Consider the following 15,330-nt stretch of genomic DNA (forward strand, 5'->3'; position numbering starts at 1 on the left):
GCAGGTTTGGACATGCCGCTCAGCTATGTCGCCGGACTCGCGATGTGAATCCCAGGCAGGCTTTGCGCAACAAGGCCACACGAATCCCGAACGCGATTTGCGCAACAGAGCCATAGCACGACGGCACCCAGTGAGACGCCGCTTTCGGATTCCTGAAGACGCTCGGCCGTCGAACTATCGAAGATGGAAAAGCACGCTCGAGGCGTCCTCGGCACGGTTCCGCAATCGCACAATCGCCGCCGGACGTGTTTCCGGTCAAAATTCTTCTAATCAATTTTTCCGGTTCTGCCTCTATCAGACCATAAATCTCCCAAGTTTCGACCAAGCATCGAGTCAAGAACCGTCTTGGCCAGACGGAGACGTTTTGAGTTACCGCCCGAAAGGCCATAAACGAATATAAACCGGGTCCGCGTTAATCCCTTTGGGACCTAATTTCGGATTGATCACTGAGGAATGATAGATATGAAGTTTGTCAATAAATTTGCTCACAATGAAAACGGTGCTACTGCAATCGAATACGGCCTGATTGCCGGCCTGATTGCTGTCGTCATCATTACCGCCGTCAGCACGATCGGCTTAGATCTGATAGCGAAGTTCACCGAGATCAGTGCTGTGCTGTAACATCGGCGCAGGAAGCAGATCGGCTAGCTGAAAAGCCGGCCGACCTCCATCACTCGACAGGGATCCTACGATGCTGCAGAAATCTGCTGGATTCGGTCGCAAGAGAAGCGCGCCCGGCGACCCGCCTCAGCGCGTCCGGGCGGATCCGCTCGGCATCAGGGCCACGGCCGCAACGCCTGCCGCGCCCACGCCCGTGCAGGCCTTGCCGCCAGCCATGAAACACGGCGACGCCGAAACGGATCTGTTCCGCGACATCAAGCAGCAGCTCTTCTCGGCTCTCGTCGATCTCGTCGATCTGCCCGCGCTGTCGAAGCTCAAGCCCGAGGCGGCGCGGGTCGAGATCGAGGCGATCCTCGGCGAGATCGTCGCCGACCGTCAGATCAACGTCGCCAGCAAGGACCGCGCCCGGATCATCGTGGACGTCACCAATGAGGTGCTGGGCTACGGGCCCCTGCAGCCGCTTCTGGACCGCGACGACATCTCCGACATCATGGTCAACGGCGCCGGCCAGGTCTTCATCGAGGTGGCCGGCAAGACCCAGGAGACCGACGTCTGGTTCGACGACGACGAGCAGCTCCTCAACATCTGCCAGCGCATCGTCAGCGCCGTCGGCCGCCGGGTCGACGCAAGCTCGCCCATCTGCGACGCCCGCCTGCCCGACGGCAGTCGGGTCAACGTCATCGTGCCGCCGCTCGCCATCGACGGGCCGACGCTGACGATCCGGAAGTTCAAGCGCGACAAGCTGACCCTCGACGACCTCGTCCGGTTCGGCTCGATCACGCCCGAGGGCGCGACGATCCTGCGGATCATCGGCCGGGTGCGCTGCAACGTATTGATTTCCGGCGGCACCGGCTCGGGCAAGACGACGCTTTTGAACTGCATGACCGCGGCCATCGATACCGAAGAGCGGATCGTGACATGCGAGGATTCCGCCGAGTTGCAGTTGCAGCAGCCGCATGTCGTCCGCCTCGAGACCCGACCCGCCAACCTCGAGGGCGAGGGCGAGGTCACGATGCGCGACCTCGTGAAGAACTGCCTCCGGATGCGCCCCGAGCGGATCATCGTCGGCGAGGTCCGCGGCGCGGAGGCCTTCGACCTGCTGCAGGCGATGAATACCGGCCACGACGGCTCGATGGGCACGCTCCACGCCAACAGCCCGCGCGAAGCCCTGTCACGCCTGGAATCTATGATCTCCGTGGGTGGCTTCAACCTGCCCTCGAAGACGGTGCGAGAGATGATGGTCTCGTCGATCGACATCATCGTGCAGGCCGCGCGGCTCCGCGACGGCCGCCGCGTCATCACCCATGTCACCGAGGTACTGGGCATGGAAGGCGACGTGATCACGACGCAGGATCTGTTCGTCTACGAAATTACGGGCGAGGACGACGACGGCAACATTCTCGGCCGACACCGCTCCAACGGGAACGGTCGTCCGCATTTCTGGGACCGCGCGCGGTACTACAACGAGGATGTGCGCCTTCTCAACGCGCTCGACGACGCCGAACCGCGCGAGCGCCGACGCGACATGAACGGCGATCGAGCTCAGCTCGGGATGTCCGCATGACGGCAATCGATCCCGCGCTCGTTCCAATCGTACTCGCCGGCCTGGTCGTGGTGGCCGTCTCCGGCGGTATCTGGTCCGCATTTGCCGGCCGGGTGGCGGAACGTGACCGTCGTCGCCGCCGGCTTCGCCGCCATGTTGCGACCCTCCAGGCGGACGGGACGCATTCCGGCGGGACCGAGGCGGACGTGCAGCGCGACGCGAAGGCGATCCTCGTGCGTCGCCGCGGCCGCCGCGGCCTGTCGCTCGGTCTCGTGCTCCAGCAGGCTGGCCTGAGCTGGTCGGTCTGGTCGGCGCTGCTCGTGGTGGGCGGGCTCGCTGTCCTCCTAGGAGGCGGGGCCCGGCTCGCCGGCCTGTCCCCGGTCGCGGCCGCTCTTTTCGGGGTGGCGACCGGTCCCGGCGCATTCCTATTCTTTCTCCGCGCCCGGCGCAGGCGGCGAACGACCGCCATGGAGAAGGACTTTCCGGCCGCTCTCGACATCATCGTCCGCGGCGTGAAGACGGGGCTACCGCTCAACGACTGCCTCCGCATGGTCTCACGGGAGATCGCCGATCCGCTCGGCGCGGAATTCGCGAAGATGGTCGAGCAGCAGAGCCATGGCCTGCCCATCGCCGAGGCGGTGGATCGCCTGGCCGAGCGCGTGCCGCTGAGCGAGGCGAACTTCTTCGCCATCGTCATCGGCCTGCAGACCAAGACGGGTGGACGGCTGGCCGAGTCGCTCGACAACCTCGTCTCGGTCCTGCGCGCGCGCGTGCAGCTTCGGGCCAAGATCCGCTCGATGAGCTCGGAGGCGAAGGCCTCGGGCGCGATCATCGGCGCTCTTCCGGTGGTCGTCACCCTGCTCGTCTATGTGACCAGCCCCGCCTATATCGGGCTGCTCTTCAGCGAGGCGATCGGGAATGTCGTGCTCGTCGTCTCCGGCCTGTGGATGCTCATCGGCGTGTTCGTGATGCGCAAGATGATCGCGTTCGACTACTGAGGGCCGGGCAGATGGGTTTCCTTGATATCGTCCATGCCGTCCTCGACGACCCGACGCGACTTGCGCCGTTCGTGGCCGCGATCTCGGCGGCCGCGACGGTGACGGCCCTGTCCTGGCCGTTGCTCGACGCACAGGCCCGGAGGCAACGGATGGCGCGCGCCTCGGGCGTCGAGCAGCGCCTCCGCGACCGGTCCGCCGCCGCCCGGAACGCAAGTTCCGATGCCATCGTCAGCTTGCGGCACGCCGCGCCGAAGCGGCTCTACGCCGCGATCGTCGAGCGTTTCAACCTGGGCAAGCTCATCCAGAACCCGCAGACGAAGGCGTTGATCTACCAAGCCGGCTACCGGGGTCCCGCCGCCGCGATCAAGGTCACCGCGATGCGGGTTCTGGTCGGTCTGAGCTTCGGGGCGTTCGCGCTGTTCTACGGCACTTTCGTCCTGGGCCTCGCGCTGCCTCTCCGCGTCCTCCTCGTCGCCGTGGCCGCATTCGCGGGCTGGTACGGGCCAATCGTGCTTCTGAAGAACCGCCTGCAGAAGCGACGCGCGGAGGTGCGGCGAAACTGGCCCGACGCGATGGACCTGCTTCTCATCTGCGTGGAATCGGGAATGTCGATCGAGGCCGGGTTCCGGAAGGTCGCCGAGGAGATCAGCGTGCAGAGCGTCGTGTTGAGCGAGGAACTTTCGCTCACCACGGCCGAACTCGCCTACCTGCCGGACCGGCACGCGGCCTACCGGCGCCTTGCTTTCCGGACGGACGTCGAGGAGGTGCGCTCGGTCGTCACCAGCCTGATCCAGTCGGAGAAATACGGCACACCCGTCGGCCAGGCCCTGCGCGTGCTCTCGCGGGAGAGCCGGGACCTGCGGATGGCAGCTGCGGAGAAGAAGGCCGCGGCCCTGCCGCCGAAACTCACCGTGCCGATGATCCTGTTCTTCCTCCCCGTTCTCTTCGGCGTGATCATGACGCCGGCGATCATCCAGATCATGCAGAACTGATGGCCCAGGGTTCGCGCAGACTTGGCCCGCGCCGCTTCGGCCGCTTCCTCGCGGAGACACGGGGCACTGTCGCCGTCATGACGGCCCTGACCTTCCCCGTCCTGATCGGCGGAATGGCCCTCGGGACCGAGGCCAGCTACTGGTATCTGAGCCAACGCAAGCTTCAGCAAGCCAGCGACCTCGCGGCCTATGCTGCCGCCGTGCAGGTGCGCTCGGGGCGCGGCCGGGCGGACATGGAGGCGGCCGCTTCCGACATCGCGGTGGCGAGCGCCTTCCGTCGCGGCGAGGACAGGATCACCGTCGCGAATCCGCCCGGGAGCGGCGGCCTGTCCGGCGATCCGATGGCCGTCGAGGTCGTCGTCGACCGTCAGCAGATCCGCTTCTTCAGCCTGATCTACGATACCGAGCCCGTCGCTATCTCGGCGCGCGCGGTGGCGCGGGTGCAAGGCGGCGGCGATGCCTGCCTGCTCGCGCTCGATCCGATCGCCCCGGGCGCGATCACCGTAAGCGGGTCGTCGGTCGTGGTCTTCGAGGGCTGCGACGTCGCGGCCAACTCGAATGCCGACAACGCCTTCCTGATGTCGGGGGGCAAGGTCGAGCTGACCGCGGGCTGCGTCCACAGCGTCGGCGGCGTCAGCGCCACCAGCAGCCTGAACCTGACCGCCTGCGCCGCCCCCAACGAGCAATCGGCGGTCATCCGGGATCCATACTCGGACCTGGCCACGCCCCTGAACGTCGGGACCTGTGCCCCGAGCCGCGTCGGCCGCAACAACGCGACGACGACCGAGACCCCATACGAGACCCATCCTCTGGGCATGCCGGTGCGCCGGTATTGCGGCGGGCTCGAGATCCGCGGCGACGTCACATTCGATGCCGGTCTGTACATCGTCGACGGCGGACCGCTCCGCATCAACGCCTCGACCCTGGTGAAGGGCGACGGCGTCACGTTCTTCCTGACGAACGGCGCCACACTCGCGATCAACGGCGGCGCCGATCTCGAACTCACGGCGCCGGGGACCGGGCCGCTCGCCGGCATCCTGTTCTTCGGGGACCGGGCCGATACCGGCCTGAGCCACTCCGTCAACGGCACCGCGGGCTCGACGCTGAACGGCGCCGTTTACCTCCCATCAAGCGACCTGGACTACAGCGGAAACTTCAGCGGGACGTACGGATGCACGCAGGTCGTCGTCCGCCGCGTCACGTTCACCGGGAACTCGGCGCTCAACGTCGATTGCTCTGCGGCCGGAACCCGCCGCATCCCCGTGAGCGAGACGATCGCGCTGGTGGAATAGGGAGCGCGCGATGACCGGACCATATCTTTACGCGGCGATCTTCATGGGGTTCCTCCTCCTCGCCGCTCGCAGCGATGCCACCGACCTGCGCATCCCGAACCGGCTTGTGCTCGTCATGGCGTTGGCAGCGCCGCCGGTCGGCTGGCTGCTCGGACTCGACTTCCCCGTACTCTCCGCCGTCATCACCGGCGCGGCGACGCTCGCCGTCACCTGGGCGATGTTCGAGATGGGCTGGCTCGGGGGCGGTGACGCCAAGCTCGCTGCCGCCACGGCCCTCTGGATCGGACCGGCGGGGATGACGGTCTTCGTCATCGCCACGGCGCTCTTCGGCGCGATCCTCGCGGTGGCATTGCTGTGCTTGAGCCGGTGGGAACTGGGGCGGGGCGCGTTCGGCGCACGCTGGCAGGCCCGGCTGACGGCCGAGGCCATCTCCGTTCCCTACGCCTTGGCGATGGCCCCCGGAGGCGCCGTGGCGATGTCCGCCCTTCTGCCGTCCCTGACCTGAGGAGAGACCGGAATGATACGTCTCATCGTCGTCCTGATCGCGCTCCTCGCCGGGGGCAGTGCCGGCTGGCTCGCGCTCGAGGCCACCTGGCGGGAGCCGCCCGCGCCGGAAACCATCGTCGTCGAGGCGCCGATGGTCGACGTCCTGACGCCGCGGCGCGACCTCATGCGGGGCGGGCGGCTCGACGCCTCCCTTCTTGAATGGGTGCCCTGGCCCGAGCACCGCGTCTCTGCGGGAATGATCCTGAAGGCGGAGCAGCCCGACGCCGTGCCGGAGCTCACCGGCCGCGTCCTGCGCTCCAACCTCTACGCGGGCGAACCGCTCCGTTCGCAGCACCTGTCGGAGAATGCGGGCGGGTTCCTCTCCATGGTCCTGAGCCCCGGCATGCGAGGGGTCGGGGTGCAGATCAGCGACGACAAGACAGCCGGCGGCTTCGTGCTGCCCAACGACCGTGTGGACGTCCTCCATACCGTCGTACGCGACGTCGACCGTGACGGGGCAGCAACGGGGACCACCCGTACGATCCTGACCAACGTCCGCGTTCTCGCAATCGGGCAGAAGAGCTTCGACGAAGGCGCCCTCGTGGAAGGGATGGCGGTTGAGGGCGCCAATAGCGGCGAGCAGTCCACGCTGACTGGAAGCACCGCGACGCTGGAGCTCACCGCGGAGCAGGCGGAAATCCTGATGGCCGCGGCCGCATCGGGACAGATTGCGCTCGCCCTGCGGGCCGCCGACGATTTCGGGCTGAGCGGGATCGGCGATCTGGCCATGCTCGAGGGCGCAGCACCCGATCGGCCGGACGTCGGGCCGGCGGACCCGGAGGCGGCCGCCGAGATCGCCAACGCCGAGACAGGCCAGCGCGAGGTGACCATCATCGCCGCCGGCATTTCCTCGATTGTGCGCCTGTCTGCCACGCGTGACCTGCCATGACCGGCATCCCGGCGACCCGACCCTTCGAGACGGAGGACGCGGTCCACGCGTCAGAGTCTTCGCCGCGCGACGCTGCGCCAAGCCGAACCGACACGGAGTTCGGTCACGGCCCGCGACAGATGCTTCCGCGCATTCGGATCGACGTCTTCGTCGGTTCCGGCGAGCTTGGCACGGTCGCCGATCACGTGGCCCGGGACCGGCGAGCCGTTCGTACCCAGATCGAGGTCCATCAGGGCGGTTTCCAGGAAGCTATCGCGCGGTACCGGGATCATTCGCCTCCGAACCTGATCGTCGTCGAGGATCACGGCGCGCCGGACACGCTCGAATGGAACATCGAAGCGCTGGCGGAGTGCTGTCCGCCCACCACGCATCTCATCGTGATCGGCTCACGTAACGATATTGCGCTATATCGCCGTCTCACGCAGATCGGCGTGAGCGACTATCTCGTACAGCCGATCCGTCCGCTCGATTTGCTGGATTCTATCGTCTCGATCTTCGGCGAAGCCGAGGACAAGGAACTCGGTCTCGTTCTGGCTTTCGTCGGGACCCGTGGCGGATCCGGCGCTTCCACGATCGCCCACAACGTGGCCGCGACGATTGGAAAGTCCCTGCACGCGACGACGCTGCTCATCGATGCCGACCTCTTCGGGACCGCGGCACTGCAGTTCGACTTCACCAAACCACAGGGCTTCCTCGACGCCATCCGGGAAGGCGAGAACCTCGACAAGGAGATGCTCGACCGCCTGATCCATTGGCGAGACAAACAGCTTGGAATATTGGCGGCGCCCGACAGGCCCGACGGCAATCTGACGCCAGATACCGCCTCGCTACGCCATCTCGTCGAGCAGGCTCGGCGCCTCACGCAATTCGTTATCCTCGACCTGCCGCATGGCTGGACGCCGTGGATCGCCGAAGCGTTGTCGGCGTCGGACCGCATCGCCCTTGTCGCCACACCGGACCTGCCCTCGCTCCGCAATTGTCGAGCGCTGACCGACATGATCCGCAAGCTTCGCCCGAACGACGCGCCGCCGGAGATCGTCCTCAACCGGATGCCGACCCGGGGCAAGCCACCTGTCTCGGCCGCGGATTACGAGCGCATCCTGGGTCGACGCATGGCTGCCGTGATCCCGTACGACGCGGCGACCGCCGAGGCGGAGATGTCTGGCCGCGTGCTGGTCGAGGATACGCCGAGATCGGCGACGGCGGCGGCGCTTGGCGCGTTCGCGAAACAGATGGCCGGACGCGACGAGACCACCGGGCGGAAAGCCGCGCCGAAGGGTTTGTTCAAACGCCTACTTGGCAGGGCGGCCGGATGATCCGCCGACGTCGCGATCCGGCCGCTGGAAGCGCGGCCATCGAATTCGCGATCATCGCACCGGTGCTGATCCTTGCGGTGCTGTCGACGGCCGACATTGGACTGGCGATACACGAATCCTTTGAAATTGACCAAGCCCTGCGGAACGGCGCGGAGGCCGCGCTGTCCGACCCCGGAACCGTACGTGTCGAGACGATCCTTGGCGCTGTCGATCGAACTGGGGGTGGGCAAGCCGAAACGACGTGGTCGGTCTCTCGCTTCTGTGCCTGCCCCGAAATGCCGGAGGTGGTGGCCATCTGTTCCACCACCTGTAGCACCCAGCGACCCACTGCCATCTTCTACCGGATCGACGGCATGCGCGCCTATTCCGGCATTCTCTTGCCGGATCGTGACCTGACTCGCTCTGCCTCAGTCCAGATTCGATGACGGGACTTCGGCGGCTTCTGTCTGATCGACGCGGTGCCACAGCGCTCGAGTTCGCCCTTCTCGGCCTACCATTTGTCGCCCTGCTGCTGGGAATTCTGGAGTTCGGTCGGGGCCTCTACATCCGAAATTCACTCGATGCCGCCGCCGATCAGGCCCAAAGAGCCGTTCTGATTGATCCACTCATCGACGTGCTCGAACTGGAACAAACCGTTCGAACAGCTTTTGGCACATGGCCTTCAGACAATCTGACCGTCGACTATTCTGTCGAAACGATCTCGGGAATTACATATCAGCTTGTTTCCCTTGATTACTCGATGCGGCTTCTACTTCCGGTGCCACTTGGTCGCTCCATTACGATCGCTTCTTCCCGCCGAATTGCGACTGCAAATCAAAACCGATAGTAGAACCAAGTATAATTTACCCTATGCGGACTATAATTCCGAATCTCTTCCGCCAAACCTAGAAAGTTTCCTAGTATTTTGCCGATGTAATATCTAAAGAATAGATTTTAAGGTGAGGGCCAACTCAAACCCGCCTTCTGCTGAGTGTAAACGGTGCTCCGTTCGTCCTGTGTATGCGGCGTATGATCACCACCGGCGTGTAGGATGCATCGGATTCCCAAACCGCTGTTGAGAAGGCGCTTCAATAACGGCCGACTAGAAGTCGTTTATGTCGATCCCGGCATCCGTTGCAGGTTCGGCATCTCCCAAGCTCTCCGCGCTATTGTATCTGTCGATGATGACCGCGGCGCGGCGGCCAGATCCGCCGGGATTGCTGCTGCCATATCCAGCATCCGGATTGACGACATGAACATCAGCATTGTGGATTTGTGCCAGACCGGCCACCGGCATGATGCCATCGGTCGCCTTCATGGGATCCGCGCAGGCCGCCAGCAGCAGCGGTAGGCCGAGGACGCGTTGCTTAATCGGTGACATATTTCGGCCCGGCTATGTAGTCGTCGTCGATGACATGCCCGAACGGCGCCTCGATGCCGCGCTGCTTCAACTCACGGGTCATCTCGCCCCGGCTGATCTCTTGGATGCCGTAAAGGAAAAAGGTTCTCTCCGAGGTCACGGTCGCGTAGTCGAGCGGCGTTCTCAGCGGCGTTGACGGATCTGCGGGACGGCTCAATCTCGGGGTCACGATGATCACGAGGTCGGTCTCGTCCTTTAGATAAGAGGCAGAGCGGAACAGCGCCCCGAGGATCGGCACTTCGCCCAGCCACGGGACCTGTTGCTGGCGACGGGTGTTGTTGCGCTGCAGCAGACCTGCAATGGCAAAGCTCTGGCCATCGGCGAGCTCGATCGTGGTGCTGGCGCGGCGGGTGGTGAAGCTCGGCAGTTCGACGAAGCCGGTATCGAATGTGTTGGCGAAGTCGATCTGGCTGACCTCGGGTTCGAGTGTCAGGTTGATCAGACCCCCCTGAAGAACGACCGGCGTAAAGTTCAGCCGGACACCGTATTCCTTGAACTCGACCGTGACCTCGCCGTCAGCCTCGGCGACCGGGATCGGCACCTCGCCGCCGGCGAGGAAGCTCGCCGTTTCCCCCGAGAGCGCGGCCAGCGTCGGTTGCGCCAGGTTTCGCGCGAGACCACGCTCCTCCAGCGCCTCGATCAGAAAATCGACGTTCAGACCATCCCGCACGAGGCTTGCGAGAAAAGTCCCGAAGGGAATGTTGTCACCGGTGAGACCACTCCCGGAACCTGCTCTGACAAGACCGTCCGAGCCGCGGTCAGAACCTCTGATCGAAATGCCGAGGCTCTTGCCGGCATCGCGCGATGCTTCGATTATCCGGACTTCCAGGAACACCTGCTGTGGGCTTGCGACCTGCAGCGCATTGATTACGCCCTCGGAGCCGTACTGCTCCGCGATCTCTAGGATCCGGTCCAGAGCGACGGCGTCGGGTACGGTGCCGTTCAGCCGAAGCCGGCCATTGACGGATTCCGTGCGGATCTCGGCGCCGGGCGCGGCGCTACGCAGCGTTGCAGACAAGTCCGTTGTGTCGACCGTCACCTCGAGATCGACGAGCCCGATCGGGAACTCCTCGTCCGCGAAGACCTGCAGGTTCGTCTGCCCGAGGTTCTGGCCCAGAACGTAGAACGATCGCGGCGAGATCAGAACCACGTCGGCGATCTCGGGATCGCCGATCACCAGGCGGCTGATGTCCTGGCCCGTGCCAAAGACCCGCGACTCGCCGACCGGCACTGCCACCTTTTCCGCGTAACGCGTGCTGAGACGAAGCTGTGCATCCTGCGCAGGCGCTTCACGCGAGCCGGCCACGAGCATCGCCAGCGACACCATGGCACAAAGGGCTGCCCTTTTAGCCGGATGAAACATCGCGCAGGATCCTGAAGTTGTTCTCGACGACTGGATCGCCGGGCCGAAGCCGCTTGGCTTGTGAAAAGCTGACCGATGCTTTCCGATAATCGCCGCGTAGCAGGTACGAGAAACCAAGGTTGTTGTGGTAGGAGAAGGCGTCTTTCGCGATCTTGCTACAAGTGCTGTAGGCTCGGTCCGAGAGGTCAAATCGATAGAGCCAGTCGTAGGAGGCCGCCAAGCCGAGACAGGCCGACATGTCCTGTGGAGATTTCTCCGCTGCCATCTCGAAATATCTTGCCGAGTAGCCAAAATTCGCATTCTCGAATTCAGCCATCGCAGTGGAGAGTTCGGTTCCCGGGGGTACGTCTGGCACGGACAGAGGGATTGCGTCGCGCGACGCTTCGACTGCCGTCGATCCGCATCCAGCGATGATGGCCAACCCCGCGCACAGCACAGCGAGTGCCACGGTACGACGCCTGTTGCCGGATCTGTCGGAACGCCCCACGACCGCCTCCTGTCGTTTTTCGTTCGCTCGAAAGGCGCATATCGCCTCGGCCCTGTCCAGACTTTGGGTTGGATGCAACTATGCAGCTCCGCTGTAAGCGCGGTTTTTGAGTAACATCCTTAAGGCGAGTATGGCGTAGGCGGAACCCCGTGCGGCTACCGGGTTTCCGGAGCTGCCTCTCCGGCCATGGCGTCTGAAGGCGACGGTCCGGGAACTGGCGTTGGCAGGAACGACATCTCCGCCGGTTGGTCCTGCGCATCGATCAGCGTGCAATCGGTGCCGCGGCATTCGTAACGCTCACGCATGCCTGCGCCTTTCATCACCATCACCGTGGAACGCAGCGGTCCGGACACCGGTACGACCGCGATCGTCGATGACATCAGTATCTGCCGCGACTCGCCCATAACGATAAGATTGGTCGAGCCGGCGGATAGCCCGGTCACGATGAGCGAGTTCTCGGCGCCGACGGTCGCGTTCGCGATCGTGTCGTCACCGACGATGATCATCCCGAACGACTCGTCGCTCTGCAGAAGTTTCGAGTGCCCGACTGTCACCCGCAGCACGCTTGCTGCCTCATCCATGGCGAGCACGGTAGGCGCGTCGTCGGTGACCGTAGTCTGCTTGGTCTCCTGCCCCGCCGCAGGAACCGCCCCGAGCGCGAGAAGGGCCGACAAGACGCCCTGTGTCGAAGCCGAAAGGATGTGTCGCTTCACAGGATCAGTACTCCCAGATCATCGGCGGCTATCGAGCGGCAAGGTAGTCGTTGACGAGCATAACGAACCACCTGATAGACTGTGAGTCTATCGGCGTGAAGTTATAGCTAATCTCATCGGCGCGGAACATGGATGCCTGTCGTCTGAACGACACTCTTTAGCCTTTAGCGTTTCGGAAGTGCCTCAATCCGACTTATCTCCGTCTGCAGGATTCTGTTGCACATAATCCTAACTAGGAGGCTGAGGGTCCCTCGTTTCAAGAAGTTAAGGCAAAGGATTTGGTTACGGGAATAGCGCCTAGACATTGTATTGTATTGTATTGGAAACTTCACCCTAAGGGAGTTTCGTCAAACTGGACCCTGATTCCGGAAGAGTCCCATCACACAACGTTGACTGGAATGCCGCAGCCGAACCTAAACGTTCCTCTGGAGGGCAATAGGTAAAAGGCAAACAACGACGGCAAACACGTGAGCCGAGTTGATCAGCGAGACACCCTAAAAAAACACGCCGAGGATCCAATCGAACGCTAACTACTTCCTGCTGCCCTCCCGGGTCATCGTCTAATATCCAAAACTTATACTGTAGCTGTCTGGGGAACAGTAGACGTAAGGTCTAAAAGATAAGAGCAAGCAAGCCGACGACGACCACTAGCCCGATCAAGAAGATTATCCCAACGGTCCCGGTTAGAAACTTGAGCATTCGAATTCCTACTTCTTGTCCGTGAATGCGTCCTTGATCTCGCCGACGCCCTTTTGAACTTTCCCTTCGGCTTGGTCCGCCTGTCCGCTGCGCTCGGTTTCCTTGTCACCGGTCGCTTTTCCGAATGTTTCCTTGGCCGATCCGACTACGTCCTTGGCCTTGCCTTCGCTTTTATCGTCCGACATGGGTTTTCTCCTTCGTTCCATTTGATCGCGTGCCGAGCCAACCCCGCGTAGGGAACAATGTTCCGGATCGCTCTCCCGGGATCATTCGGCTGCGATCAGGTTTCCGTGAGAATTCACTTGGACGCGCCGCTCTGGAGGCAACGGCTGTCGACGGCCTTCTGCGAACAGAGCGTCCATTTTTCGAGCTTGCCGCTCGATCTCATTAGGTGACGTCCATCGAAAATTTTCTTAAATTCGTCGAGGGGCAGGGTATTCGGATTTCAGCCAAGCACGATCACCGCCGCCGGGCGGTCAAGCGTGTTCACCCGGGATCCGTCATCTTGCCACGGGCCAAGATCCCGAAGCGTTTCGGTGCAGTATTGATCAGCCCGACGCAATCATATTTTGGCATCAAGGGTCTCACCGAACCGACGGTCACTGACGCTTCGGCGGTCCATTTCGTCAGGAGGTGCGGGGCTGCTTCAACATTGCAGTCTCCCGGTCCCGCGATCGAAGCGCAATCGGCGACGCAACGAAGACCGGAAGCATCACGGCCGCCTCGGCTGCCGCCAGTCGTATCGTACTCGGCAGTTGTGAATAGGCGCAGCTTCTGCATCGCACGCTTTGAAAATCTCGATGATCCGGGGCCGTGCCGCAGTGTTTTCGACCTGCATGAAGCGCCATAAGCGCGCGTTCCCCACAGACGCTTTGGAATCCATCCTGCAACGCAAGCGCTGCAGGATGGCGGCGTCAATCAGATCGAGTTCGCTGCGGCGGGGTATGGTGCAGCTAGGACGTGGCCACCGAAAGGGCCTGATCGAGATCGGAAATGATGTCGTCGGCATCCTCGATCCCGATGGACAGACGCACCACGTTCGGCGCGGCGCCGGCGGCCACCTGCTGCTCGGCTTCGAGCTGCCGGTGGGTCGTGGAGGCAGGATGGATCACCAAGGACCGCGTGTCGCCGAGATTGGCCACGTGGCTGAAGAGTTTCATGGCGTCCACCAGTTTCACGCAGGCATCGTAGCCCCCCTTCACCGTCACGGTGAAAAGTGCGCCCGCGCCCTTCGGCGTGATCTTCTTGGATCGCTCATAGTAGGGTGAGGAAGGAAGCCCCGCATACGTCACCTTTTCCACCCGCGGGTCGTTCTCCAGCCATACGGCGACCTTGCGGGCGTTCGCGACATGGCGCTCCATCCTGAGACCGAGCGTCTCAATCCCCATCATCGTGTAATGCGCGCCCTGGGGATTCATGGTCATGCCCAGATCACGCAGGCCGACGGCAATCGAATGAAACGTGAAAGCCATCGCGCCCAACGAGGCGAAGGTGAGGCCATGATAGGCGGGCTCCGGCTCCGACAGGGCTGGGAACTTGCCCGAAGCGGACCAATCGAAGGTTCCGGAATCCATGACTGCGCCGCCGGTGACCGTGCCGTTGCCCGTCAGGTACTTGGTGGTCGAATGGACCACGAGCGTGGCGCCATGCTCCATGGGGCGGCAGAGCCAGGGCGTTGCGGTGGTGTTGTCGACGATCAGCGGAATGCCATGGCGGTCGGCGATCCCGGCCATGGCGTCAAGATCGGTGACGTAGCCGCCGGGATTGGCGATGGTCTCGCAGAACAGCGCCCGCGTGTTCTCGTCGATCGCCGCCTCCACTGCCGCCAGATCATCGGTATCGACGAAGGTCGCCGACCAGCCGAACCGCCGGATCGTATGGGTGAACTGTGTGACGGTCCCCCCGTAGAGCCTGGACGAGGCGACGATGTTGCACCCCGGCTGCATAAGCGGGAACAGGGCCATGATCTGGGCCGCATGACCCGATGAACAGGCAATCCCGCCGGCAGCACCCTCGAGCGCCGCGATCCGCGCGGCCAATGCCTGGACCGTCGGGTTCGTCAGCCTCGAATAGATGAAGCCGACTTCCTCGAGATTGAAGAGCTTGGCCGCATGATCGGCGTTTTTGAATACAAAGGCGGTGCTTTGATAGATCGGCACCTGACGCGCGCCGGTGGCAGTGTCCGGTTCGGCTCCGGCGTGAACCGCCAATGTGTCGAAGGCAAAGTTTGGGGCGGTCATGACATGCTTTCCGGTTAGGGTGGTGTTCAGAGGTGAGCGTTGCGGTTTGAGCATTCTTCAGGGCCAACCATATCCTCTGCAAGACGGGTTCTGAACATTGCACCGCCCTTTGCATCGCGGGAAAGAGTTGCCCTAGGCCGTGGGCGAGGGAATGTCGGGCATATCGATGCGTCGCTCGTCGCGTCGTACCTTCTGGCGCCCGGCTCGTCGCTCGGAACGCGGGATTGCCGGC

General features: G+C 63.3%; 17 protein-coding genes. 11 read left to right on the plus strand and 6 right to left on the minus strand.

What is annotated here, in order from left to right; genetic code table 11:
- Nucleotides 1-462: 462 nt before the first annotated feature.
- The 10 genes from Q1A87_RS12925 to Q1A87_RS12970 all read left to right on the plus strand — a co-directional run bounded on the left by Q1A87_RS12925 (nucleotide 463) and on the right by Q1A87_RS12970 (nucleotide 9,023).
- Nucleotides 463-621 carry a Flp family type IVb pilin gene (locus Q1A87_RS12925; protein WP_299651979.1) on the plus strand — a complete coding sequence of 53 codons (159 nt, stop codon included), beginning with the start codon at nucleotides 463-465 and terminating at the stop codon, nucleotides 619-621.
- Between the two features lie 214 nt (nucleotides 622-835).
- Nucleotides 836-2,185, plus strand: a complete 1,350-nt coding sequence (locus Q1A87_RS12930) for a CpaF family protein (RefSeq protein WP_299651981.1) — start codon at nucleotides 836-838, stop codon at nucleotides 2,183-2,185.
- Entirely contained in the window at nucleotides 2,182-3,162 is a 981-nt protein-coding gene (locus tag Q1A87_RS12935) for a type II secretion system F family protein (RefSeq protein ID WP_299651983.1), read from the plus strand. Before Q1A87_RS12930 ends, Q1A87_RS12935 begins: the two co-directional genes overlap by 4 nt.
- Nucleotides 3,163-3,173: 11 nt before the next feature.
- Complete coding sequence (locus Q1A87_RS12940) at nucleotides 3,174-4,154, plus strand: type II secretion system F family protein (protein ID WP_299651985.1); 981 nt, start codon at nucleotides 3,174-3,176, stop codon at nucleotides 4,152-4,154.
- Nucleotides 4,154-5,446, plus strand: a complete 1,293-nt coding sequence (locus tag Q1A87_RS12945; RefSeq protein WP_299651986.1) for a pilus assembly protein TadG-related protein — start codon at nucleotides 4,154-4,156, stop codon at nucleotides 5,444-5,446. The genes Q1A87_RS12940 and Q1A87_RS12945 overlap by 1 nt, the downstream gene beginning before the upstream one ends.
- Before the next feature lie 10 nt (nucleotides 5,447-5,456).
- Nucleotides 5,457-5,951: a prepilin peptidase gene (locus Q1A87_RS12950; RefSeq protein WP_299651988.1), complete on the plus strand. Its 495-nt coding sequence runs from the start codon at nucleotides 5,457-5,459 to the stop codon at nucleotides 5,949-5,951.
- 12 nt (nucleotides 5,952-5,963) lie between these two features.
- Nucleotides 5,964-6,881 carry a Flp pilus assembly protein CpaB gene (cpaB, locus tag Q1A87_RS12955; protein WP_299651990.1) on the plus strand — a complete coding sequence of 306 codons (918 nt, stop codon included), beginning with the start codon at nucleotides 5,964-5,966 and terminating at the stop codon, nucleotides 6,879-6,881.
- A gap of 119 nt (nucleotides 6,882-7,000) precedes the next feature.
- Entirely contained in the window at nucleotides 7,001-8,197 is a 1,197-nt protein-coding gene (locus Q1A87_RS12960) for a cellulose synthase operon protein YhjQ/BcsQ (RefSeq protein ID WP_299651992.1), read from the plus strand.
- The gene (locus Q1A87_RS12965; RefSeq protein ID WP_299651994.1) at nucleotides 8,194-8,622 is read left to right on the plus strand and encodes a TadE family protein; all 429 of its coding nucleotides are present in this window, start codon (nucleotides 8,194-8,196) and stop codon (nucleotides 8,620-8,622) included. The genes Q1A87_RS12960 and Q1A87_RS12965 overlap by 4 nt, the downstream gene beginning before the upstream one ends.
- Entirely contained in the window at nucleotides 8,619-9,023 is a 405-nt protein-coding gene (locus Q1A87_RS12970) for a TadE/TadG family type IV pilus assembly protein (RefSeq protein ID WP_299651996.1), read from the plus strand. Before Q1A87_RS12965 ends, Q1A87_RS12970 begins: the two co-directional genes overlap by 4 nt.
- A 255-nt stretch (nucleotides 9,024-9,278) precedes the next feature.
- Here the strand turns inward: Q1A87_RS12970 and Q1A87_RS12975 are convergent, their stop codons facing one another.
- The 5 genes from Q1A87_RS12975 to Q1A87_RS12995 all read right to left on the minus strand — a co-directional run bounded on the left by Q1A87_RS12975 (nucleotide 9,279) and on the right by Q1A87_RS12995 (nucleotide 13,043).
- Nucleotides 9,279-9,494, minus strand: coding sequence for a hypothetical protein (locus tag Q1A87_RS12975; RefSeq protein ID WP_299651998.1), 216 nt, complete (start codon nucleotides 9,492-9,494; stop codon nucleotides 9,279-9,281).
- A 49-nt stretch (nucleotides 9,495-9,543) separates the two neighbouring features.
- The gene (locus tag Q1A87_RS12980) at nucleotides 9,544-10,959 is read right to left on the minus strand and encodes a type II and III secretion system protein family protein (protein ID WP_299652000.1); all 1,416 of its coding nucleotides are present in this window, start codon (nucleotides 10,957-10,959) and stop codon (nucleotides 9,544-9,546) included.
- On the minus strand, nucleotides 10,943-11,446 hold the full coding sequence (locus Q1A87_RS12985; protein WP_299652002.1) for a hypothetical protein: 504 nt from the start codon (nucleotides 11,444-11,446) through the stop codon (nucleotides 10,943-10,945). Before Q1A87_RS12985 ends, Q1A87_RS12980 begins: the two co-directional genes overlap by 17 nt.
- 155 nt (nucleotides 11,447-11,601) lie before the next feature.
- The gene (locus Q1A87_RS12990) at nucleotides 11,602-12,159 is read right to left on the minus strand and encodes a pilus assembly protein N-terminal domain-containing protein (protein WP_299652004.1); all 558 of its coding nucleotides are present in this window, start codon (nucleotides 12,157-12,159) and stop codon (nucleotides 11,602-11,604) included.
- Nucleotides 12,160-12,866: 707 nt separating this feature from the next.
- Nucleotides 12,867-13,043, minus strand: coding sequence for a CsbD family protein (locus tag Q1A87_RS12995; RefSeq protein WP_299652006.1), 177 nt, complete (start codon nucleotides 13,041-13,043; stop codon nucleotides 12,867-12,869).
- Nucleotides 13,044-13,249: 206 nt separating this feature from the next.
- Here Q1A87_RS12995 and Q1A87_RS13000 point away from each other — a divergent pair, with 206 nt between their 5' ends.
- The gene (locus Q1A87_RS13000; protein ID WP_299652008.1) at nucleotides 13,250-13,708 is read left to right on the plus strand and encodes a hypothetical protein; all 459 of its coding nucleotides are present in this window, start codon (nucleotides 13,250-13,252) and stop codon (nucleotides 13,706-13,708) included.
- A gap of 103 nt (nucleotides 13,709-13,811) precedes the next feature.
- On the opposite strand, the gene Q1A87_RS13005 is transcribed toward Q1A87_RS13000, so the two are convergent.
- Nucleotides 13,812-15,098 (minus strand): O-acetylhomoserine aminocarboxypropyltransferase/cysteine synthase family protein, encoded by a 1,287-nt coding sequence (locus Q1A87_RS13005; RefSeq protein ID WP_299652010.1) that lies wholly within the window; start codon nucleotides 15,096-15,098, stop codon nucleotides 13,812-13,814.
- Between the last annotated feature and the right edge of the window lie 232 nt (nucleotides 15,099-15,330).

Source organism: uncultured Jannaschia sp. (assembly GCF_947494055.1).
GTDB lineage: Bacteria > Pseudomonadota > Alphaproteobacteria > Rhodobacterales > Rhodobacteraceae > Jannaschia.